The sequence below is a fragment of the Aeromonas sp. FDAARGOS 1411 genome, assembly GCF_019047125.1.
GTDB classification, from domain to species: domain Bacteria; phylum Pseudomonadota; class Gammaproteobacteria; order Enterobacterales; family Aeromonadaceae; genus Aeromonas; species Aeromonas veronii.
In genome coordinates this window covers 3,554,461-3,575,408 of the sequence record NZ_CP077214.1, presented here as the reverse complement: position 1 = coordinate 3,575,408, position 20,948 = coordinate 3,554,461, and the positions used below count along the sequence as shown (strand labels likewise).

Genomic DNA, 20,948 nt, shown 5'->3' with positions numbered 1-20,948 from the left:
GCTTACTCCTTCGATGTCATCTGTTCCTGTTTGGTTTTCAATGTCCGGTAATCCTCGCCGAGATAGCGCAAATAGATGCGATCCAGTACTCCCTCATCCTGCAACTGTTGCAGCGCCTTGTTGTAGGCAGGCAGCAGGTCAGCCTTCTTTTTGCCAAAACAGAGGTAGAGCGGCGTCGAATCGATAAAGGGGGTGAGGGCGCGGATCCTGACGTCCTGCTCCCTCGACAGAATGGGGGCAGAGAAGTAGTCCAGGATGATCATATCGACCCGGCTCTTTTCCAGCATCAGTAGCAGCTGTTTGTCGGAGTGAACCTTGATGGGCTCCCAGCCAGTGAAGTTCCTGATCTTGGCCGTGTAGTCATACCCTCTGACCATTCCTACTTTCAGCCCCTTGGCCATCTCCCACGAGAAGTTCTGTAACGGACTGTCGGTACGCACATAGGCGGCCAGAGGATAGAAGGCGGTGGCAAGGTCAGAGTGATAGCAACCGGGGAGAGGGGCGTTGTCGAGAATGCCATCCGCCAGCTGGGTGCTGACATACTGCTCGCAGCGTCCCCAAGGCAGTTCAAGCAGGGTGAGGTTCATGCCAAGGCGGCGCGCCACCTCTTGATGGATCTCCACCGAAATGCCCTCTTTCAGGTTGCCCTGTTCGGCATAGGAAAAGGGAGGCCAGTCTACGCCGCAGACCTTCAGGTTTGTGCCGCTCTGGGCGGCGAGGAGCAGGGCAATGAACAGGTTCATGGGATTTCCTCCCTACAGCGACTTGAAGGGGCTGTGGTACACTCGGTTCACTGAACTTAGAACGCATCCAAAGACCATGCAAATCCTCCTCGAAGACCCCGCCATGGCCGCGCAGGCAGACGCGCTGGCCAGCCAGCTTGCCCAGCTCGACCTTCCCCAGTTTGCCCTGGTGTTTACCCCGGAAAGGTTGGAACTGCGCAAGCTGGATGAGCCCAAGCTGGGTGCTGTCTATGTGGACTTCGTGGAAGGGGCGGTGGCACATCGTCGCAAGTTTGGTGGTGGTCGCGGCCAGTCCATCGCCAAGGCAGTGGGGCTCAAGGCCGGTGCCACACCGACCGTGGTGGATGCCACTGCCGGTCTGGGGCGCGACGCCTTCGTGCTCGCCTCCCTCGGTTGCAAGGTGACTCTGATCGAACGCAGCCCTGTGGTGGCTGCTCTGTTGCAGGACGGGCTGGCGCGGGCGGCACAGGATCCCGAGATTGGCCCCTGGGTCAGCGAGCGGATGCACCTGCTGCAAGGCCCGGCGGTGGACAACTTGCTGGCGCTGCCGGAGCGGCCCGAGGTGATCTACCTCGACCCCATGTTCCCCCACAAGCAGAAGTCGGCGCTGGTGAAAAAGGAGATGCGGGTGTTCCAGTCGCTGGTGGGGGCGGATCTCGATGCGGATGCCTTGTTGCCGGCTGCCCTCAAGATGGCGAACAAGCGGGTGGTGGTGAAACGCCCCGACTACGCCGGCTGGCTCAATGAACAGAAGCCCAGCATGGCCATCGAAACCAAGAGCAACCGCTTCGATGTCTATGTGATGGCGGCGCTGGCGGCGAGTTAACGGTCGGAGCGAGTCGCAGATGCAAAAAAGGAGGGCCAACGTCATGTTGGCCCTCCTTTTTCGTATTGGATTCAGTTGGTTGGCGAGAAGCGGATCAGCTTTTCTTCCCCTTGCCAGTTCAGGCGAAGGGTCGCCAGTTCTGCCAGACTGAGCCGCTCGCCACTGTGCAGCAACAGATACTCGACCCCTTCGCTGGCTTCGATAGTGCGGATCTTGTCATCCCGCTGGTGACCATCGCGGCTGGTGAGGGTCACCGGCAGCTGCCAGCTGGCAGCAATTTCGAGCCAGTCGTAGAGATCGCAGCTGATGGGTTGATAATCCGGCATGATCGCTCCAAAACAGGCAGGTTGCTGAGTCAGGCTTCCTGTACGCGGGTCGGCCAGCCCATCTTCTGCTGGCGTTCCACTTCAAAGCGCAGCTCGCTGGCGCGCAGGTAGTGTTCATCCATCCAGCCCTTGGGCAGGGTCAGTGTCAGTGACTCCTCTTCTGCCTGCAGGGTGAAGCTGGGCACTGTGCCCTGGGTACGGCGCATGCAGAGGATCAGCGCGATGCGCAGGATACGGGCCAGCCGGATCGCCTGACGACCGGTGACTGCACCCTGTTTCTCCAGTGGTTCCAGCTTGAATTCGTCCCGCTGGTTGAACAGCAGGGCCGACAACAGCTTCTTTTGCGCAGGGGTAAAGCCCGGCATGTCGATGTTGTCGATGATGTAGGCGGCGTGTTGCGGCGCCTTCTTGTATTCGATACAGAGGCCGATCTCGTGCAGCAGGGCGGCATAACGCAAGATCGGACGACCGTAGCGTTTGGAGAGTCGCCAGGCCGGTTGCAGCTGGTTGAACGCCTCGACGGCGGTATCGCGCACCCGTTCGGCGTGCTCTTTATCCAGCTGATAGCGGCTGATCAGGCTGTCGGCGGTGCGATCCCGGGCATCACAGTCGTGATTGTTGCCAAGCAGACCGTAGATCAGTCCTTCACGCAGGGCGCCACCCGCGAGGGTCATGCTCTCGATATCGAGGGTTTCGAAGATGGCGATCAGGATGGCGAGGCCGGAGGGGAACACGGTCAGCCGCTCGGCCGCCAGCCCTTCCAGTTGCAGCCGGTCGAGCTTGCCGCAGGCGATGGCCTGACCCATCAGCTCCTGCAGTTTCGGCAGGGTGACCCGTTCGCTCTTTCCTTGCGCCAGCATGATCTCTTGCAGCGCCTGCACCGTGCCGGAGGCGCCAACGCAGGTACGCCAGCCGAGGGCGCGGTAATCTTCCGCCACCTTCTCCAGCACCGCCTTGGCGGCAGCAATCGCCTGTTCGAAACGGGCTTCGGAGAGCTCGCCATCACCGAAGTGATTGTTGAGCCAGGTGACGCAGCCCATGTGCAGGCTGTTGAGCAGTTTTGCTTCGCTATGTTCGCCGATCACCAGTTCGGTACTGGCACCGCCGATGTCGATCACCAGCCGGTTGCCTTCCCCGGCAGAGGTCCAGGATACCCCTTCATAGATGGTCTTGGCCTCTTCCTCGCCCGAGATGATCTCGATGCTGTGGTTGAGTACCCGTTCAGCTTCGCTGAGGAACTCGTCGACGTTGGTGGCAAGCCGCAAGGTTGCGGTGCCCACCACCCGGATATTGTCGGCCGGAATGTCCTGCAACTGTTCGGAGAAGAGACGTAAACAGTCCCAGCCCCGCTCCATGGCGGCACGGCTGAGACGAAATTCCGGATCGAGCCCGGCTGCGAGGCGAACCTTGCGCTTGACCTTGGCGACGGTGCGCAGGGCTCCGGCGACCTCGCGCACCACCAGCATATGAAAGCTGTTGGAGCCGAGGTCGATAGCGGCATAGAGAGGCGAGTTGTGCAACGGGCCTGTCCTTAGCTCTTGCGCGGCGGACGACGACGGTTGTTGCTGTTGCCACCGCCTTGACGATCCCGCATGTTGCGGTTCACTGGCTGACGGTTGCGGAACACCCGTTTCGGCGGGGTGACGTCATCCAGCAGCGCTTCGCGATCATATTTGCTGACCGGAATGGTGTGGTGGATGTACTCCTCGATGGCCGGCAGGTTGAAGGCATAGTCTTCACAGGCCAGGCTGATGGAGTGACCGCTCTTGCCAGCACGACCGGTACGACCGATGCGGTGTACATAGTCTTCTGCGTCGTCGGGCAGGTCATAGTTGAAGACGTGGGTCACGTCAGGGATGTGCAGACCACGGGCGGCCACGTCGGTGGCGACCAGAATATCGAGCGCACCCTTGGTGAAATCCTCAAGGATCTTCATCCGTTTCTTCTGCGGCACGTCACCGGTCAGCAGACCGACGCGGTGGCCGTCATTCTCCAGCCAGGCATGGACGTCTTCACAGACATGCTTGGTGTTGGCGAAGACGATGGCTTTTTCCGGCCACTCCTCTTCCATCAGGGAGAGCAGCAGCAACATCTTGTCTTCATTGGAGGGGTAGAACAGCTCCTCCTTGATCCGCACGCCGGTCATCTGCTCCGGTTCTACCTGCACATGTTCCGGGTGGTTCATGTGTTCGTAGGCCAGCTCCTGCACGCGCAGGGAGAGGGTGGCTGAGAACAGCATGCTCAGACGCTCGGTCGCGGGCGGCATGCGGCGGAACAGGAAGCGGATGTCCTTGATGAAGCCCAGATCGAACATGCGATCTGCTTCGTCCAGTACCACGACCTGAATGTTGCTCAGATCGATCACCTTGGACTTGAAGTAGTCGATGATGCGGCCAGTGGTGCCGATCAGGATGTCGACACCTTGCTCCAGCACAGCCAGCTGCTTGTCGTAACCTTCGCCGCCGTAGGCGAGGCCGAGTTTCAGGCCGGTAGAGGCGGCGATGCTGTCGGCATCGTTATAGATCTGTACTGCCAGCTCCCGGGTGGGTGCCATGATGATGGCTCTGGGTTGGTTAACCAGACGGGGCTTGGTCAGCGGGTGAGTCAGCAAATAGTTGAATGTCGCGGCCAGGAAGGCAATGGTCTTGCCGGTGCCTGTCTGGGCCTGACCGGCGAGGTCATGACCTTCTACCAGCAGTGGCAGAGACAGTGCCTGGATGGGCGTGCAATAGTGAAATCCCTTTGATTCCAGACCAGCCAGAACTTCGGGTTCGAGGCCCATTTGGGCGAATTTGTCGGTCGTTAAGTGTGTTTTGCTCATGGCGGTAGGTTATCAGGTTAGGCTTGCAATAATAAACAGGATCATTTCAAATAGGGCAACTATTGCCTTTGTTGATATGTCAATAAAGCCTTAATTACTGACTGGAGTTGGAGATGAGTGACAAGATTGTTCAGCTGAGCGATGCCAGCTTCGAGGCAGATGTAATCAAAGCCGATGGCGCCGTTCTGGTCGACTTCTGGGCCGAGTGGTGTGGTCCGTGCAAGATGATTGCCCCGATCCTGGAAGAAGTTGCCCAAGAGTACGAAGGTCGCGTGACCGTAGCCAAACTGAACATCGACCATAACTCTGATACTCCGCCCAAGTACGGCATTCGTGGTATCCCGACCCTCTTGCTGTTCAAGAATGGCGAAGTGGCAGCGACCAAGGTCGGTGCACTGTCCAAGACTCAGCTGAAAGAGTTCCTGGACGGCAACCTGTAATAATTAAAGAGGAGCGCATTGCAATAATGCGCTCCTTGTGTTTTATCACCTAGACGCTCATCCCGATTGGTGCTAGTTTATCGCTCGTTTGCTAACCTTTTTGCCTGACTCTTTGCTAACCACAGCCTGGCAATCAAATCCGATCAGCATCAATCCAGCAGACTGTCTCCTCATTTCAATCCTTGCTTACAGACTTTCACCACTATGAATCTGACTGAATTAAAGAACACTCCTGTGTCCGAGCTGGTCAAGCTTGGCGAATCCATGGGGTTGGAAAATCTGGCTCGGGCGCACAAGAAAGATATTATTTTTGCAATCCTCAAGGCGCACGCCAAGGGTGGTGAAGATATCTTTGGCGACGGTGTGCTGGAAATCCTGACCGATGGTTTCGGCTTCCTGCGCAGTGCAGACGGCTCCTATCTGGCAGGCCCTGACGATATCTACGTCTCCCCGAGCCAGATCCGCCGCTTCAACCTGCGTACCGGCGATACCATCTCCGGCAAGATCCGGCCACCGAAAGAGGGCGAACGCTACTTCGCACTGCTCAAGGTCAATGAGGTCAACTACGACCGTCCGGAAAACTCCCGCAACAAGATCCTGTTTGAAAACCTTACCCCCCTGCATGCCAACGAACGTCTGCGTATGGAACGGGGTAATGGCTCTACCGAAGATATCACCGCCCGTGTACTGGACCTGGCATCCCCCATCGGTAAAGGCCAGCGCGGCCTGATCGTGGCGCCGCCCAAGGCCGGTAAGACCATGCTGCTGCAGAACATCGCCCAGAGCATCGCCTACAACCACCCGGACTGTGAACTGATCGTTCTGCTGATCGACGAGCGTCCGGAAGAAGTGACCGAGATGCAGCGGATGGTGAAAGGTGAAGTGATCGCTTCCACCTTTGACGAACCTGCTTCCCGTCACGTTCAGGTTGCCGAGATGGTGATCGAGAAGGCCAAGCGTCTGGTCGAGCACAAGAAAGACGTAGTGATCCTGCTGGACTCCATCACTCGTCTGGCCCGTGCCTACAACACTGTTATCCCGTCATCCGGCAAGGTACTGACCGGTGGTGTGGACGCCAACGCTCTGCACCGTCCCAAGCGCTTCTTCGGCGCCGCGCGTAATGTTGAGGAGGGCGGCAGCCTGACCATCATCGCCACCGCGCTGATCGATACCGGTTCCAAAATGGACGAGGTTATCTACGAAGAGTTCAAGGGTACCGGCAACATGGAACTGCACCTCTCGCGCAAGATTGCCGAGAAGCGCGTCTACCCGGCCATCGACATCACTCGCTCAGGCACCCGTAAGGAAGAGCTGCTCACCTCAGGTGACGAGCTGCAGAAGATGTGGATCCTGCGCAAGATTGTCCACCCGATGGGCGAGATCGACGGTATCGAATTCCTCATCGACAAGCTGGCGATGACCAAGACCAACGACGAGTTCTTCGACGCCATGCGGCGCCAGCAGAAGTAAGTCCGGTCAGAAAATGACGAAACCGCGGCCCTGGTCGCGGTTTTTGTTTATCTGTTTTCCGGTCGCCCTAGTAGTATGAGATCCCGATGTCACATGGATGGAGACGTCATGAAGCCTGTTTTCTGGTTATTGCTGGGGTTGCTGAGTGCAATGCCAGCCTGCGCGCAGAGTGCTCCGGTCGCGGTGACAGCCGAGACGTTGCAGACGCACCAACGCTATCTTGCGGGCCGTCTGCAGGAGGGGCAATTTGCAGCCATCGACTCTCTGCTGGCGACCCTGAGTCGCGAGCGGCGGGAGTTCCTGCTGTTGCAACTGCTGCGGGATATTCCCGCGACCACCCCTGCATCTCCTGCATTGCAACAGTGGGTCGAGGCTCAGGCCGACAAGGCCCCCGAGTGGCTCATGGAGCAGCAGGTCGACGGTTTTCTGGTGCAGCAACCTGTCTATGATTTTGCCGCGCAGGCCCGTCAGTTGCTGGGGGCGTGGCAGCTGCAATCACTGATGCACCGCTATCGACAGCAGCTTGTCCAGGGCAGCTTCCAGCTAAAGTCCATCTACTACAGCAGTAACCCCGATCTCGCCATGCAGCAGCAAGCCCTGTTGCTGGCCCTCGATACCTTGCCGCAACCGATCTGGATGCGGGAGGCGCAAGCGCTGGCCAGCCAGAATATCTATCTGCCCGACAATCATCTGTTGTTCCATCTGTTGCAGCGTACCGGCGAACCGGCGCTCTATGGCATGCTGTGGCGGCGGCCGGCAGATCAGGATGCGCTGCGCGCACTCTCCACCATCAGCCGCTTTCATCACGGCAGTGCTGCCAGCGATCTGCTGATTGCCGCCAGTGGCAATGAGGGATTGAAGGGGGCCGCACTGCGTCAGCTGAGCGCGCTCTCGCCCTTGCCACCGCAAGCCCAGAAATACCTGCTGGCGGAACTTTCCAACCGTCAATACGGGGCGCTGGTGGCCGGTCTGTTGATGGAGGTGGATGAGCCCCAACTGCTCTCTGCGCTGGCCAGACGCCTCGGCCAGCGTGACATGCCACCCATTGCACCGAGTCTGCTACCCGATTCGGGTACACCCGATGGGCAGCCAGGGTTATAATGCGTGACCTCCTGAACCCGGTTGGGAACTTGCATGAAATACAAGGATTTGCGTGATTTCATCGCGCAGCTGGAACAAAACGGACAACTCAAGCGCATTACCCGCGAGATAGATCCCTATCTGGAGATGACCGAGATCAGCGACCGCACCCTGCGTGCGGGTGGCCCGGCTCTGCTGTTCGAAAATCCCAAAGGCTACACCATGCCGGTGCTGACCAACCTGTTCGGTACCCCTGATCGGGTTGCCATGGGCATGGGCCAGCCCGATGTGGGCGCCCTGCGTCAGGTCGGGGTCTGGCTCTCCTATCTCAAGGAGCCCGAGCCGCCCAAGGGATTCAAGGAGCTGATGGAGAAGCTGCCGATCTTCAAGCAGGTGCTCAACATGCCGACCAAGCGCCTCTCTTCCGCCCCCTGCCAACAGGTGGTGCAGGAGGGCGATGCGGTCGATCTCGACCAGATCCCGATCCAGCACTGCTGGCCCGGCGATGTGGCACCGCTGGTTACCTGGGGCCTCACCATCACCCGTGGCCCCTACAAGAAGCGCCAGAACCTCGGTATCTATCGCCAGCAGAAGATCGCCAAAAACAAGCTGATCATGCGCTGGCTGGATCATCGTGGCGGTGCCATCGATTTTCGCGAGTGGCAGGAGGCCCATCCCGGTGAGCGATTCCCGGTGGTGGTGGCACTCGGTGCCGATCCCGCGACCATTCTCGGCGCGGTGACGCCGGTGCCGGATACTCTCTCCGAATATGCCTTTGCCGGTCTGCTGCGCGGCAGCCGCACCGAAGTGATCAAGGCCATCAGCTGCGATCTGGAGGTGCCCGCCAGCGCCGAGATCGTGCTGGAAGGCTATCTGGAGCCGGGTGAGATGGCGCCGGAAGGGCCCTATGGCGACCATACCGGTTACTACAACGAGGTGGACGAGTTCCCGGTCTTCACCATCACCCACATCACCAAGCGGCGCGATGCCATCTATCACAGTACCTACACCGGCCGTCCGCCCGATGAACCGGCGGTGCTGGGTCTGGCACTGAACGAGGTGTTCGTGCCGCTGCTGCAGAAGCAGTTCCCCGAGATTGTGGACTTCTATCTGCCGCCGGAGGGGTGCTCCTACCGGATGGCGGTGGTGACCATCAAGAAACGCTACCCGGGCCACGCCAAGCGGGTGATGCTGGGGGTCTGGTCCTTCCTGCGCCAGTTCATGTACACCAAGTTCGTGGTGGTGTGTGACGACGACGTCAACGCCCGCGACTGGAAGGATGTGATCTGGGCCATCACCACCCGGATGGATCCGGCACGGGACACCACCTTGATCGAGCACACCCCGATCGACTATCTGGACTTCGCCTCGCCGGTCTCCGGACTCGGCTCCAAGATGGGGCTGGATGCTACCAACAAGTGGCCGGGCGAGACCAATCGGGAGTGGGGTCAGCCCATAGTGCAGGATGAGGCGGTAAAGCAGAAGGTCGATGCCATCTGGGATGAGCTCAATATCCTCGGATGAGGCAAACATGACAGCTTTGCTGCAAAAAGTGATGCGATCCGCACTGATTTGAGTATTCTCGACTGACGGGGCCAGGGCTGCTGGTCGTCACTCCATAGTGAAACAATGAGCGAAGCGGGCCGAGCGAGCCCGCCACAAGGACAAGAATGCAACGTATCAAATGCCGCGTAGAGGAACTGCGCGAATATGTCGACACCATCTGGCATGTGGCCCTGACGCCGCAGCAAGCGATCAGCTTCAAGCCGGGCCAGTATCTGCTGGTGGTGATGAGCGATTCGGACAAGCGCCCCTTCTCCATCGCCAACTCGCCGACCCGCCCGGGCGTGCTGGAGCTGCAAATCGGTGCTACTCCCGAGAACGCCTACGCCGGTCAGGTGCTGGCCCGCATGCGCGAGCAGGGGGAGATCGAGGTCGAATTGCCGGCTGGCAAGGCGTTCCTGCGCGATGAATCCCCCCGTCCGCTGATCCTGATGGCGGGCGGCACCGGTTTCTCTTACGCCCGCTCCATTCTGGAGTACCTGATCGACACGGGCAGCAAGCGTCCGGTGTTCTTCTACTGGGGTGTGCGTCAGGCTCACTGGCTGTACGAACTGGAGCAGATGCAGCAGTGGGAGCGTGACTATGCGCCGCTCACCTTTATTCCGGTGGTGCAGGAGCCGGAGGCTGACTGGACTGGCAAGAGCGGGCTGGTGCACAAGGCGATCATGGATGACTTCGTCAGTCTCCACGACTACGACATCTATGTCGCCGGCCGTTTCGAGATGGCGGGTGCCGCGCGTGAGGAGTTCAAGATCCTTGGCGCCGAGCCGGAGCGCATCTTTGGTGATGCCTACGAATTTATCTGACGGGATCCCCGTCTGGATGACGCAGCCCCCGGTTTTGCCGGGGGCTTTTGTTTTTTTTGGCTGCCGCAGTACCTGATCGTACCGAATGGTTGGATTATCGCGGCGTTATCCCATTATTTTTCAATATTTTGGCTATGAATGGCTACTAATCGAACGTAGCTGATGGCATCTTTGTGGGGGATTGACAAGAGCATCCATAGAGCAAGCACAAGGAGGCGCAGTGTTGAGTGAAGAGGGCAGGGCATCTGCGGAGGATGACAGGGGAGAGACCGGCTCTGTCGAGCGGGTCGCAACGCTGATCCCGTCCCCTCATGGCGGTGAAATGGCCCGTTTGCAGGCAGAGATCGCCGCTTTGCAGCATGAAAACGGCCTGTTGCAGGAGAAGCTCAATGCCGCCCTCGATGGCACCGGCATCTGTCTCTGGCAGGGCTCCATTCCCACCGGCGAGCTGCGGGTCTTCAATCTGCAGAACTTTCAGGCCGGTGACATGGCCCCTCATTTCGATCAGTGGAGCGCCAAGCTCCATCCCGACGATCGCGCCCATGCCATGGGCAGCTACTTTGCCCATCTTGAGGGGAAAACCCCCTTCTATGAAGCCGAATACCGCACCATCAACCCGCAAGGCGAGGTCACCTGGCTGTGGGATAGGGGACGGGTCGTCGATCGGGATGGCGATGGCAAGCCGCTGCGGATCATGGGCTCCCATATCGATATCACCCAGCGCAAGGCTTATGAGCAGCGACTGGCGGAACGTGCCAACAGCGACGCGCTGACCGGTTTGCTCAACCGGCAGGGGTTTGGCAAGGCGTTCGCCCAGCTGCAGCCGCAAGGAGCGGGGGCGCTGCTCTTTATCGATCTGGATGATTTCAAGGGGATCAACGACCAGCTGGGCCATGCCTGCGGCGATCTGGTGTTGCAGCAGATGGCGGACTGGTTGCGCCTCATCATGCCTGGCTCGGCGCTATGTGGCCGTTACGGCGGCGACGAGTTTGTGGTGCATCTGCACCGGGATGTGTCGAGCCATGGCCTGGCGCAACTGGCTGACGCCCTGATCAGCCGGATGCACGGCTATGTGCCCAAACCCGGTTGCCCGCAACGGGTGGGGCTGAGTATCGGTATCGCCCTGTGGGAGGAGGAGCCATTGAGCTTCCGACAGGCATTGGAGGTGGCCGACCGTGCCATGTATGAGGCCAAGGCACGTGGCAAGCGGGCCTGGTATCTGCTTCAGGTGTGATGTTTTTTACAGGTTCAATACAAAGCAAAAACCCCAGCCGAGCTGGGGTCTTTGTTATTCGCCTTTGGCGCTGAGCTGCTGCTCGAGCTGAGCCAGCTTGCTTTCGAGGGCGGCCAGTTTTTCACGGGTACGTAGCAGCACCTTGGTCTGCACGTCGAACTCTTCGCGGCTGACCAGATCCAGCTTGCCCAACTGGGCTTGCAGTACCTGACGCATCTTCTTCTCGGCCTCTTCACCCATGCTGCGAATGCCGGGCGGCAGGGAGTTGTGCACCTGCTTGGCGATCTCTTCCAGTTTCTTCGGGTCGATCATGATGTCCTCCTTAAGCGTTGGCGGACATTCTACCGACAATTCCCTCACTTTGCCGAGATCGCGGCGGCTTTTTAGTCGTGATGGTGCCCGTTGGCTGGTCGGGTCTGGTGATGGGGCTACAACTGCTACCCTTGCGCCCCTTTGTTAACCTGAAACCATGACATGCACCACAAAGCTGAGCCAGAACTGTCCGGCATGAGTCTTATTTGGTGTTGGTTTTATGTTAACGTTTTGCAGTCGAGGTCGTGATGACCCCGTTGGCTTGTGATGGATAACAACCTTATAAAAAGAGAATAAAAAATGAAGAAGAAGCTAATTTATGCAGCTGTTGTCAGCGCCCTGCTGGCCGGATGTGGTGGAGATGACAACAAGGGAGACAACACCAGCTCCCTCGATTATGCCTTGAGTGGCGCCAGTGGTATTCGACCGAGCGTGCTGGCTCCCCGTGCCAGCGACGGTACCCTGAAGTTTTCGACAGAAACTGCTGATCTGTCGAACCCGGTATCTGCCCTCTCCACTCTGGATGGTTGGTCAACCACCCAACCCGTCCAGCTGGTACCGGCGACCGTGACCGGTGTCTCTGTGCCGGCACCGGCGGCCAGCGAGTATGCCTCTGCCGTTGCGCCCCTCTACCTGCTCGAGCTCACGCTGGATCCGGTCACTCTGCAACCCAACGGAGTCAAGGGCGGCAAGCCACTGGTTTATGGGACCGACTTTGTGGTCACTGGCGGAGACGGCAAGCTCAATCTGGTTCCGCTCAAGCCGCTCAATCCCTCTTCTTACTACATGATCGTGGCGACTGATGCCCTCAAGGACAGTCGTGGCACACCGCTCAAGGCGGGCGGCGATTACAGCAGCTTCAAATCGACAGCTGGCGCAACCACTCAGGAGCAGACCATCAATGGCCTGATCTCGCTGCAAGAAGGTCTGTTCAAAGCGGCCACCGGGATCACCAGCGATCGGGTGATCTTCTCCGACTGGTTTGCCACCCAATCTGGTGCCGATGTGCTGCTGGCGGTGAAAAGTGCCGCCGCTTCCGTGCTGAAGAGCCCGAGCCTGGACGCCGCGGCGCTGTGGAAACAGGATGCCAGAGGCAACACCAGCCTGCCAGCAACCTATACCATCAGCGGTCTTAATAGCGGGGTGGATTTTCTGACCCAGCTGGCGAATGAGCCATTCTTGCCGCAGGATCAGAAAGATGCACTGACAGCCGCCTTTGGTGTTGGTACGCCGCTTAACGGGGTTGCCCAGCTAACCAAGGTGTATACCGGTACCGTCAAGCTCCCTTACTTCCTCTCTACTCCAGCGATAGCCGGCTCCTGGGACAAGGCCAAGACCCAATCCTGGCACGGCGCCATTCCCAGCCTCTATGCCATCGCCAACGCGCTGAAAGCGGGCGATACCGAGGTGATCGGTGGACTGGTCGGAGCGGGCGTGGACCCGGCATTGCTGGGTGAGCTGATCGCCGACCCGAGCCGTCAGAGTGAACTGCTGACCGAGGCAAGCAAGCTGATCGGGGTGACCCTCACCTCTGGTGGCAAGCCGCTGGATGCCGAGCGCAATATCGGCCGTTTCAACCCGTTGCCGACCCTGAGCGAAGTACAATCGGTACCGCTGCGGATCTTCGCCGCTGCACCGCTCAATACCATTACCGATGTGATCATCTATCAGCACGGGGTTACCTCCATCAAGGAGAACGCCTATGCGCTGGCGCTGGGCCAGATCGGTGCTGGTCTGCAAGTGACGCCAACAGCCAAAAATGTCGCTGTGGTAGTGATCGATCATCCGCTGCACGGCGAGCGTGGTTATGCCCTGAGCAACAGCATGGCGACGGTGACCACATCGGAGAACCCGCTCCCCTATCTGAACCTCAACTATCTGACGGTGGCGCGGGACAACCTGAAACAGAGTGTTGCCGATCTGCTGGGGCTGCGATTGGCTGTCGGTCTGGCCAATGCCAAGGGGTTGGGTGGCCAATTGGGTGGTGCCGGTCTGAAGGTGCATTTCCTCGGTCACTCTCTCGGTGCCATTACCGGGGCCAATCTGCTGGCTGTCGCCAACCAGACCACCGGCAGTGCTCAGGCTGATGCCCTGTTCAAGTTCGATACCGGTGGTCTGGCTATGCCGGGTGGCGGCATCGCGCCGTTGTTGCTCAACTCGCCGAGCTTCGGGCCGACCATCAAGATGAGCGTGCTTACCTCGGGCAGTCCGGCGCTGAAAGCGGGCTTTACCGCCTATGCACCGAATTGCAAAACGGCTGCCGCCACTTGCTTCGTCAACGAGTTCCTGCCCAGTCTGGATGCGGCCACGCAGGCGGGTGCGGCTAGCACCTTGCAGAGCTATACCTTTGCCGCCCAGTCAGTGCTGGACTCTGCTGACCCGATCAATCTGGGCAGTGGCGTCGCCAAGAGCTTCCCGCTGTTCGCCACCGAAATTGTTGGCGATGGTGCGCTCAATCTGCCGGATCAGGTGATCCCCAACAGCATCGCCTCTGCGCCGCTGAGTGGCACCGAGCCGCTGTTCCGGGTGCTGGGTTTGCAAGAGCTGAAGGGTTCCGGCGTGCTCCCGGCGGGTCACCATGCTGTGCGCTTCCTGAAAGGTGGCCATAGCTCGCTGCTGGCTCCTGACGAGAACTTCGATCAGGCTGGCGCGGTCACCACCGAGATCCAGACCCAGTTCGCCAGCTTCTTTATGAGTGGCGGTGCGGCGGTCAAGGTAACCGATGACACCCTGATCAAGCAGTAACTGCCTATCGCGTAAAAAAACGCCGCCCTTCGGGGCGGCGTTCTCGTTTCTGCAACTGCTGAAAAATCAGGTCGGCTGGTGGTTGCGATCCAGCCAGCCTTGCAGCAGGCCGACCAGCAGACCGGTCAGGTGGGCGATGTTGGCGGTGCTGGTGCCGAGCATGTCGAAGAAGCCGAGCACCATCCAGAACAGCATAAAGCCCATCAGTGCCGGTGGCAGAGTGAGGCCGCAGGCCGGTTGCAGCTTGCTGCGCAGCCAGCAGTAGCCGAGCAGGGCATAGACCACGCCGGAGAGGCCGCCAAACAGCGGGCCGCTGGCAAAGAACTCGGCGATATTGGGCAGGGCGGCGCCCACCAGCAGCAGGATCAGCAGCTTGCCGCTGCCAAGGCGCTGCTCGACCTGGCCTCCCAGATACCACCACCAGAGCAAGTTGAACACCAGATGGAGCACCGAGAAGTGGATCAGGGCGGGGGTGAAATAGCGCCACGCCTGCCAGTCGGTGAACTGGGCCAGTGTCGGGTGGAATGCCAGTACGTCGTAGATGGGCAGGCCGATGGCCTCGATCCCGTAGATGGCGAGACAGGCGATGATGACCACCAGCGTCAGTGGCCCTGCCTGATGGAGGAAGTCGGTGATGGGATCCGTCATCCCCTTGCTGTAGTCGATGCGGGCATCTGCGCTACCAGATTGCCAGGAGGCCTCCATGTAGCGCGGGTGGCCCGGCTCGGTCAGAAAGCGCTTCACCTCCAGCTGGGCCTGAGCGAGGCGTTGCTCGTCCGCCAGCCAGATGGTGACCCCTAGCTCGGACTGGGTCAGCTCGCAGGAGATCCCTAGGGTCGCCAGATAGTCCACCAGCGCCTGCGCCATGCGGGCGTTGTCGAGCACCAGCAGCTGGATCATGCCTCGCCTGCCTCGATGGGAAACTCCCGGCGCCACGCCTCGAAACCGCCATCCAGACTGTAGACCTCGTCATAACCCTGTTGCAGCAGGTATTGGGCCGCCCCCTGACTGCTGTTGCCGTGATAGCACATCACGATGACCGGGGTATCGAAATCCACTTCATTCATAAAGCGCACCAGCGTGCCATTGGTGAGGTGGAAGGCGCCGACCGCGTGGGCCGCTTCAAAGGATTGCGGGTCGCGAATATCCACCAGACGGGCTTCACCCGCGCTCAGTTTCTGGTGGGCATCATGGGCATTGATATGGGCAAACTGGTCCATCGGGATGTCCTGCGAATAGGTTGATTACGGGCCAGTGTACCGCAAGCTTGGGCGCAAACTAACCCCACAAAAGATAAGGGAGCCAGCGGCTCCCTTGTTGATATGGCATGCGGGGCAGTGGGTTAACCGCCCAGATAGGCCTGCCGCACTGCCGGGTTGGCCAGCAGGGCGGCGCCCGTGTCTTGCAGCACCACGTGGCCGTTCTCCAGCACATAACCGCGGTCGGCCAGCTTGAGCGCCTGGTTGGCGTTCTGCTCCACCAGAAAGATGGTCATCCCCTTCTGGCGCAACTGTTCGATGGTGTCGAAGATCTGCTGGATGACGATGGGGGCCAGCCCCAGCGAGGGTTCATCCAGCAGCAGCAGGCGCGGTTTGCTCATCAGGGCACGGCCGATGGCCAGCATCTGCTGCTCGCCGCCGGACATGGTGCCCGCGCGCTGTTCCAGCCGCTCGTGCAGGCGTGGGAACAGGGTAAACACCTGATCCAGCAGGCCATGCTGCTCTGCCTTGTCGACGAAAAAGGCGCCCATCAGCAGGTTCTCCTCCACCGTCAGGCGGGCGAAGATGCGACGCCCCTCCGGCACTACGGCGATATCTTTGCGCATGATGCGGGCGGTGGTGAGGGAGCTGATCTGTTCCCCCTCAAACCAGATGGAGCCGCTGCTGGGCTTGGGTTCGCCGCAGAGGGTCATCAGCAGGGTGGTCTTGCCAGCGCCGTTGGCACCGATCAGGGTGACGATTTCACCCTCTTTCACCTCGACGCTGACATCGTGCAGCGCCTGAATTTTGCCGTAGTGGGTCGATACGTTGCGAAGTTCTAACATCGTGACTCCTTGGGTCCTACGATTCGCCCAGATAGGCCTTGATCACTGCCGGGTTGTTACGGATCTCATCCGGCTTGCCGTGGGCCAGCGGGGTGCCCTGGCTGACCACGAAGATGCGGTTGGAGATGCCCATCACCAGCTTCATATCGTGTTCGATCAGCAGCACCGAGACCCCGAATTCGTCCCGCAGGCTCATGATGAGCTCGTCCAGCTCGTCGGTCTCCTTCGGGTTGAGGCCGGCGGCCGGTTCATCCAGCATCAGCAGCTCGGGACGGGTCGCCATGCAGCGGGCGATCTCGAGGCGGCGCTGCTGACCGTAGGCCAGGTTGCCGGCGGCGCGGTTGGCGAGATCCTTGAGCCCCACTTTATCCAGCCAGAAGGCGGCCCGCTCCAGCCCCTCCTGCTCGGCACGGCGGAAGGCCGGGGTCTTGAACAGACCGGCGATAAAGCTGGTGTTGAGGTGCTGGTGCTGGGCAACCAGCAGGTTCTCCACCGCTGTCATCTCCTTGAACAGCCGCACGTGCTGGAAGGTACGCACAATCCCCTTGCGGGCGATGAGGTGGCCGGGCAGCCCCTGGATCTCTTCACCCTTGTAACGGATGGTGCCGCCGCTCGGACAGTAGAAACCGGTCAGGCAGTTGAAGATGGTGGTCTTGCCCGCACCGTTGGGGCCGATGATGGAGATCACCTCGCCCTTGTCGATATCCAGTTTTACCCCGTTGACGGCCAGCAGGCCGCCAAAGCGCATCGACAAATCAGAGACTTCCAATAACTTCTGATGAGTGCTCATTTCTTCAACTCCAGATGCGGACGGGTCATCGGCAGCAATCCTTGTGGCCGCCAGATCATCATGAACACCATCAAGAGGCCGAACATTAGCATGCGGTACTCGTTGAATTCGCGGGCCAGCTCCGGCAGCACCGTCATCACGATGGCAGCCAGCACCACCCCGATCTGGGAACCCATGCCACCCAGCACCACAATCGCCAGCACAATGGCCGATTCGATAAAGACGAAGGATTCCGGGCTGATAAAGCCCTGCCGCGAGGCAAAGAAGCTGCCTGCGAAACCGGCAAAGGTAGCGCCTATGGTGAAGGCGGTCAGCTTGATGATGGTGGGGTTGAGCCCCAGCGATTTGCAGGCGATCTCGTCTTCCCGCAGCGCTTCCCAGGCGCGGCCAAGGGGCATGCGCAGCAGGCGGTTGATGACGAACAGAGTCACCACCACCAGCACCAGCGCCATCAGGTAGAGGAAGATCACCTTGTGGTTGGCGTTGTAGGTAATGCCGAAGAAGTTGTGGAAGGTATCAAAGCCCCCATCCTTGACGGTGCGGTTAAACTCCAGACCCCCCAGCGTCGGTTTGGGAATGCCGGATATACCGTTCGGGCCGCCGGTCAGGGTGGTCATGTTGTTGAGCAGGATGCGGATGATCTCGCCAAAACCCAGGGTGACGATGGCCAGATAGTCCCCCCGCAGCCGCAGCACCGGGAAACCGAGCAGGAAGCCGAAGGTCGCGGCCATCAGCCCGGCGATGGGCAGGCACTCCCAGAAGCTCAGCCCGAAGTAGGTGTTGAGCAGGGCATAGCTGTAGGCACCGACCGCGTAGAAGCCGACATAGCCGAGATCGAGCAGACCGGCGAGGCCGACCACCACGTTCAGCCCCAGCCCCAGCATGATGTAAATCAGGGTGAGGGTGGCGAGATCGATGGCACCGCGAGAGGCCATAAAGGGCCAGCTCACCGCAAACAGCAGCACCAGCACGGCGGTGAGGTTATAGAGCTTGGGCGCCTCTTCCGGGCTCGGTAGCACCAGCTTGGTGAAGCCGACCGAGAAGCCGCTGATGGAGGCCTGAAACAGCTTGGCGATCTGGCCGCGCAGCATCTGGAACCAGAAAACGAGGGTGGCGCCCCCCAGTAGCCAGGCCAGCGACACATCGAGGCGGCTCACTACCTGCAGGCTGGAGCCATCGGTCTCCAGCTTGAAGCCGAGCAGCCAGAAGGAGAGCACCAGCAGCACCAGGCTGGCGATACAGGCGTGGATAAATTGATGTTTCATCACACTTTCTCCACTTCCGGACGACCCAGGATGCCAGTAGGCATAAAGAGCAGCACAAAAATGAGCAGGGCAAACGCCATCACATCCTTGTACTCGGTGCTGAGATAACCGGCGGTGAGCGCTTCAACCACGCCGAGCAGCAGGCCGCCCAGTACGGCGCCCGGAATGCTGCCGATACCGCCCAATACAGCGGCAGTGAAGGCCTTCAGACCGGCCATAAAGCCGAGGTAGGGGTTGATGACGCCGTAATACATGCCGAGCAGCACCCCGGCGACGGCGGCCAGCGCGGCCCCCAGCACGAAGGTGATGGAGATGACTACGTGGGTGTCGATGCCCAGCAGGTTGGCCATCTTGATATCTTCCGAGCAGGCGCGGCAGGCGCGCCCCATGCGGGAGCGGCCGATGAACTGGGTCAGCGCCAGCATGGTGATGAAAGTCACCACGAAGATGATCAGCTGCATATAGGAGAGGCTGGCCTGAAAACCATCCTCACCCCCCAGGGTCCAGCCACCTGAGATCAGGCTGGGCATGGCGATATCCCGCGAGCCCTGTGCCATCCGCATCATGTTCTGAAGGAAGATCGACATGCCGATGGCGGAGATAAGGGGGATCAGCCGGTTGCCACCGCGCAGTGGCCGGTAGGCGACCCGCTCGATGCTCCAGCCATAGGTGCCGGTGATGATGATACTGACCAGGAAGGCGCCCCCCAGCAGTAGAAAGGTGCTGTCGATGCCCATCATCATGAGCCCCGCCATCACCATAAAAGCGACATAGGAGCCGATCATGTACACCTCGCCGTGGGCGAAGTTGATCATGCCGATGATGCCATAGACCATGGTGTAGCCGATGGCGATCAACGCATAGGTGCTGCCTATGGTTAATCCGTTCAGCAGTTGCTGAACGAGATAAAGGAGGTGTTCGGACATACTGCGTTCCCTGTACTTGCCCGCAAAGAGAGGAGGGGGTGAGCGTACTCACCCCCGATCGGCAGATTATTTGACTTGGCTGGAAGTACCGTCAGCGTGCCACTGGAACACACCGAATTCGAAGCCTTTCAGGTCACCATTCGGTGCCCAGGTCAGGGGGCCCATCACGGTATCAATAGGTGCGGCCTTGATGGCGGCGGCAACGGCAGCCGGGTCATCTTCACCCGCCTTGGCGATACCGGCTGCCAGGGTTTGCACCGCGGCATAGGTGGTCCAGACGAACGGGCCGGAGGAGTCCTGACCCTTGGCCTTGAACGCCGCTACCAGCGGGGCGTTGGCAGGCACCAGATCGTATTTGTTCGGCAGGGTCACCAGCAGGCCTTCGGAAGCCGGGCCACCGATGGCGGAGATATCCTTGTTACCCACCCCTTCCGGGCCCATGAACTTGGCTTTCAGCCCCTTCTCGCCAGCCTGACGCAGGATCAGTCCCAGCTCCGGGTGATAGCCGCCGTAGTAGACGAAATCGACGTTCTCTTTCTGCAGTTTGGCGATCAGGGCGGAGAAGTCCTTGTCACCGGCGGTGATCCCTTCAAAGGCCACCACTTTCACGCCAGCCTTGTCGAGCGCCGCTTTGACGCTGGAGGCGATCCCTTCGCCGTACTGCTTCTTGTCGTGGATAACGGCGACGCGCTGGGGTTTGACCTGCTCGATGATGTACTTGGCGGCAGTCGGGCCCTGATCGCTATCCAGGCCGATGGTGCGCAAGGTCAGCTGGTAACCGCGCTCGGTGATCTTGGGGTTGGTGGAGGCGGGGGTGACCATCAGGATCCCCTCGTCTTCATAGATGTCGGAGGCGGGCAGAGTGTTGTCGGAGCAGAGGTGGCCGACCACGAACTTGACGCCGTCGTTCACCACCTTGTTGGCAACGGCCACCGCCTGTTTGGGATCGCAGGCATCGTCATAGACGACCGCTTCGATCTGCTTGCCATTGATGCCGCCAGCTTTGTTGATCTGCTCGACCGCCATCTTGCCGCCGGTGAACTGCATGTCCCCGTACTGGGCTACCGGACCGGTGACCGGGCCTGCGATACCTATCTTGATGGTGTCTGCCGCGTGGGCGATGGAGATCGATCCAAACAGAGCCAAAGAAACCGCTGCGCCAACTGTGATTTTGCTCAACTTATGCATTGATTCGTCCCTTAATCAGTGGATTGTTTCATTTCCGTGTGCCATTCCGGATCTACATCCCGTGCATCCGGCTATAGATATGGTTCTATCATTCCTCACGGGGCAATAACAAGCTGTTAAAGATACTAACCAGAGGGGGTTGGATGGGCGGATTTTGAAATAAATGACCTGTTATTTTCCGTTAATCAGAGCTTAATTTTGATTTGTTGACTTAACATCTTGGTAACGAGAGGCGATTCTGACAAACGCCAGAGGATTAATCTGGCGATATTTTACTCTGACAGCGCTCCCATTTTGACCACAATCCATTTGCGCAAACAGAAATGAGCGCCTAAATTAGCCGGCATTGACAATTCCGTGGCAGAGCTC

General features: G+C 59.6%; 20 protein-coding genes. 8 read left to right on the top strand and 12 right to left on the bottom strand.

Annotation, left to right across the window (positions count from 1 at the left end; genetic code table 11):
* Nucleotides 1-2 precede the first annotated feature (2 nt).
* A complete protein-coding gene (locus I6L41_RS16165; protein ID WP_216960013.1) occupies nucleotides 3-743 on the bottom strand; it encodes an ABC transporter substrate-binding protein in 741 nt (246 codons plus the stop codon).
* A gap of 76 nt (nucleotides 744-819) precedes the next feature.
* Here I6L41_RS16165 and I6L41_RS16160 point away from each other — a divergent pair, with 76 nt between their 5' ends.
* Nucleotides 820-1,569 carry a class I SAM-dependent methyltransferase gene (locus tag I6L41_RS16160; protein ID WP_216960011.1) on the top strand — a complete coding sequence of 250 codons (750 nt, stop codon included), beginning with the start codon at nucleotides 820-822 and terminating at the stop codon, nucleotides 1,567-1,569.
* A gap of 71 nt (nucleotides 1,570-1,640) precedes the next feature.
* Here I6L41_RS16160 and I6L41_RS16155 read toward each other — a convergent pair whose 3' ends face one another.
* From I6L41_RS16155 to rhlB, 3 genes are read right to left on the bottom strand one after another with little or no spacing between them, the layout of a single operon-like run.
* Nucleotides 1,641-1,895 (bottom strand): Rho-binding antiterminator, encoded by a 255-nt coding sequence (locus I6L41_RS16155; RefSeq protein ID WP_216960008.1) that lies wholly within the window; start codon nucleotides 1,893-1,895, stop codon nucleotides 1,641-1,643.
* Nucleotides 1,896-1,924: 29 nt separating this feature from the next.
* Nucleotides 1,925-3,415: a guanosine-5'-triphosphate,3'-diphosphate diphosphatase gene (gene gppA / locus I6L41_RS16150; RefSeq protein ID WP_005355894.1), complete on the bottom strand. Its 1,491-nt coding sequence runs from the start codon at nucleotides 3,413-3,415 to the stop codon at nucleotides 1,925-1,927.
* 11 nt (nucleotides 3,416-3,426) lie between these two features.
* A complete protein-coding gene (rhlB, locus tag I6L41_RS16145) occupies nucleotides 3,427-4,716 on the bottom strand; it encodes an ATP-dependent RNA helicase RhlB (RefSeq protein ID WP_216960006.1) in 1,290 nt (429 codons plus the stop codon).
* 113 nt (nucleotides 4,717-4,829) lie between these two features.
* Here rhlB and trxA point away from each other — a divergent pair, with 113 nt between their 5' ends.
* From trxA to I6L41_RS16115, 6 genes are all read left to right on the top strand, one after another.
* Nucleotides 4,830-5,156, top strand: a complete 327-nt coding sequence (gene trxA / locus I6L41_RS16140; RefSeq protein WP_005339416.1) for a thioredoxin TrxA — start codon at nucleotides 4,830-4,832, stop codon at nucleotides 5,154-5,156.
* A 204-nt stretch (nucleotides 5,157-5,360) separates the two neighbouring features.
* Complete coding sequence (gene rho, locus I6L41_RS16135; protein WP_005339417.1) at nucleotides 5,361-6,626, top strand: transcription termination factor Rho; 1,266 nt, start codon at nucleotides 5,361-5,363, stop codon at nucleotides 6,624-6,626.
* A gap of 108 nt (nucleotides 6,627-6,734) precedes the next feature.
* On the top strand, nucleotides 6,735-7,727 hold the full coding sequence (locus I6L41_RS16130; protein ID WP_216960004.1) for a hypothetical protein: 993 nt from the start codon (nucleotides 6,735-6,737) through the stop codon (nucleotides 7,725-7,727).
* 33 nt (nucleotides 7,728-7,760) lie between these two features.
* A complete protein-coding gene (gene ubiD / locus I6L41_RS16125; RefSeq protein ID WP_005339421.1) occupies nucleotides 7,761-9,230 on the top strand; it encodes a 4-hydroxy-3-polyprenylbenzoate decarboxylase in 1,470 nt (489 codons plus the stop codon).
* A gap of 146 nt (nucleotides 9,231-9,376) precedes the next feature.
* Entirely contained in the window at nucleotides 9,377-10,075 is a 699-nt protein-coding gene (gene fre / locus I6L41_RS16120) for an NAD(P)H-flavin reductase (protein ID WP_005339423.1), read from the top strand.
* A 220-nt stretch (nucleotides 10,076-10,295) separates the two neighbouring features.
* Nucleotides 10,296-11,309 (top strand): sensor domain-containing diguanylate cyclase, encoded by a 1,014-nt coding sequence (locus tag I6L41_RS16115; RefSeq protein WP_216960001.1) that lies wholly within the window; start codon nucleotides 10,296-10,298, stop codon nucleotides 11,307-11,309.
* A gap of 54 nt (nucleotides 11,310-11,363) precedes the next feature.
* Here the strand turns inward: I6L41_RS16115 and I6L41_RS16110 are convergent, their stop codons facing one another.
* Nucleotides 11,364-11,621: an accessory factor UbiK family protein gene (locus tag I6L41_RS16110; protein WP_159142798.1), complete on the bottom strand. Its 258-nt coding sequence runs from the start codon at nucleotides 11,619-11,621 to the stop codon at nucleotides 11,364-11,366.
* A gap of 300 nt (nucleotides 11,622-11,921) precedes the next feature.
* On the opposite strand from I6L41_RS16110, the gene I6L41_RS16105 reads away from it, so the two are divergent.
* Nucleotides 11,922-14,366: a VolA/Pla-1 family phospholipase gene (locus I6L41_RS16105; RefSeq protein WP_216959999.1), complete on the top strand. Its 2,445-nt coding sequence runs from the start codon at nucleotides 11,922-11,924 to the stop codon at nucleotides 14,364-14,366.
* 66 nt (nucleotides 14,367-14,432) lie between these two features.
* Here I6L41_RS16105 and glpG read toward each other — a convergent pair whose 3' ends face one another.
* The 7 genes from glpG to I6L41_RS16070 all read right to left on the bottom strand — a co-directional run bounded on the left by glpG (nucleotide 14,433) and on the right by I6L41_RS16070 (nucleotide 20,579).
* The gene (glpG, locus tag I6L41_RS16100; RefSeq protein ID WP_213388170.1) at nucleotides 14,433-15,266 is read right to left on the bottom strand and encodes a rhomboid family intramembrane serine protease GlpG; all 834 of its coding nucleotides are present in this window, start codon (nucleotides 15,264-15,266) and stop codon (nucleotides 14,433-14,435) included.
* Nucleotides 15,263-15,586, bottom strand: a complete 324-nt coding sequence (gene glpE / locus I6L41_RS16095; protein ID WP_005355913.1) for a thiosulfate sulfurtransferase GlpE — start codon at nucleotides 15,584-15,586, stop codon at nucleotides 15,263-15,265. The genes glpG and glpE overlap by 4 nt, the downstream gene beginning before the upstream one ends.
* A gap of 122 nt (nucleotides 15,587-15,708) precedes the next feature.
* Complete coding sequence (locus tag I6L41_RS16090) at nucleotides 15,709-16,410, bottom strand: ABC transporter ATP-binding protein (RefSeq protein ID WP_005339433.1); 702 nt, start codon at nucleotides 16,408-16,410, stop codon at nucleotides 15,709-15,711.
* Nucleotides 16,411-16,426: 16 nt separating this feature from the next.
* Nucleotides 16,427-17,200 carry a high-affinity branched-chain amino acid ABC transporter ATP-binding protein LivG gene (gene livG / locus I6L41_RS16085; RefSeq protein ID WP_110304531.1) on the bottom strand — a complete coding sequence of 258 codons (774 nt, stop codon included), beginning with the start codon at nucleotides 17,198-17,200 and terminating at the stop codon, nucleotides 16,427-16,429.
* Nucleotides 17,197-18,465: a high-affinity branched-chain amino acid ABC transporter permease LivM gene (locus tag I6L41_RS16080; protein ID WP_005355922.1), complete on the bottom strand. Its 1,269-nt coding sequence runs from the start codon at nucleotides 18,463-18,465 to the stop codon at nucleotides 17,197-17,199. Before I6L41_RS16080 ends, livG begins: the two co-directional genes overlap by 4 nt.
* On the bottom strand, nucleotides 18,465-19,391 hold the full coding sequence (gene livH, locus I6L41_RS16075) for a high-affinity branched-chain amino acid ABC transporter permease LivH (protein ID WP_005339439.1): 927 nt from the start codon (nucleotides 19,389-19,391) through the stop codon (nucleotides 18,465-18,467). Before livH ends, I6L41_RS16080 begins: the two co-directional genes overlap by 1 nt.
* 66 nt (nucleotides 19,392-19,457) lie before the next feature.
* Entirely contained in the window at nucleotides 19,458-20,579 is a 1,122-nt protein-coding gene (locus tag I6L41_RS16070; RefSeq protein ID WP_005339442.1) for a branched-chain amino acid ABC transporter substrate-binding protein, read from the bottom strand.
* Nucleotides 20,580-20,948: the final 369 nt, after the last annotated feature.

Coding starts and splice junctions, on each gene's coding strand:
- I6L41_RS16165 (WP_216960013.1), bottom strand. CDS start 743: ATGAACCTGTTCATTGCCCTGCTCCTCGCCGCCCAGAGCGGCACAAAC.
- I6L41_RS16160 (WP_216960011.1), top strand. CDS start 820: ATGCAAATCCTCCTCGAAGACCCCGCCATGGCCGCGCAGGCAGACGCG.
- I6L41_RS16155 (WP_216960008.1), bottom strand. CDS start 1,895: ATGCCGGATTATCAACCCATCAGCTGCGATCTCTACGACTGGCTCGAA.
- rhlB (WP_216960006.1), bottom strand. CDS start 4,716: ATGAGCAAAACACACTTAACGACCGACAAATTCGCCCAAATGGGCCTC.
- trxA (WP_005339416.1), top strand. CDS start 4,830: ATGAGTGACAAGATTGTTCAGCTGAGCGATGCCAGCTTCGAGGCAGAT.
- rho (WP_005339417.1), top strand. CDS start 5,361: ATGAATCTGACTGAATTAAAGAACACTCCTGTGTCCGAGCTGGTCAAG.
- I6L41_RS16130 (WP_216960004.1), top strand. CDS start 6,735: ATGAAGCCTGTTTTCTGGTTATTGCTGGGGTTGCTGAGTGCAATGCCA.
- ubiD (WP_005339421.1), top strand. CDS start 7,761: ATGAAATACAAGGATTTGCGTGATTTCATCGCGCAGCTGGAACAAAAC.
- fre (WP_005339423.1), top strand. CDS start 9,377: ATGCAACGTATCAAATGCCGCGTAGAGGAACTGCGCGAATATGTCGAC.
- I6L41_RS16110 (WP_159142798.1), bottom strand. CDS start 11,621: ATGATCGACCCGAAGAAACTGGAAGAGATCGCCAAGCAGGTGCACAAC.
- I6L41_RS16105 (WP_216959999.1), top strand. CDS start 11,922: ATGAAGAAGAAGCTAATTTATGCAGCTGTTGTCAGCGCCCTGCTGGCC.
- glpG (WP_213388170.1), bottom strand. CDS start 15,266: ATGATCCAGCTGCTGGTGCTCGACAACGCCCGCATGGCGCAGGCGCTG.
- glpE (WP_005355913.1), bottom strand. CDS start 15,586: ATGGACCAGTTTGCCCATATCAATGCCCATGATGCCCACCAGAAACTG.
- I6L41_RS16090 (WP_005339433.1), bottom strand. CDS start 16,410: ATGTTAGAACTTCGCAACGTATCGACCCACTACGGCAAAATTCAGGCG.
- livG (WP_110304531.1), bottom strand. CDS start 17,200: ATGAGCACTCATCAGAAGTTATTGGAAGTCTCTGATTTGTCGATGCGC.
- I6L41_RS16080 (WP_005355922.1), bottom strand. CDS start 18,465: ATGAAACATCAATTTATCCACGCCTGTATCGCCAGCCTGGTGCTGCTG.
- livH (WP_005339439.1), bottom strand. CDS start 19,391: ATGTCCGAACACCTCCTTTATCTCGTTCAGCAACTGCTGAACGGATTA.
- I6L41_RS16070 (WP_005339442.1), bottom strand. CDS start 20,579: ATGCATAAGTTGAGCAAAATCACAGTTGGCGCAGCGGTTTCTTTGGCT.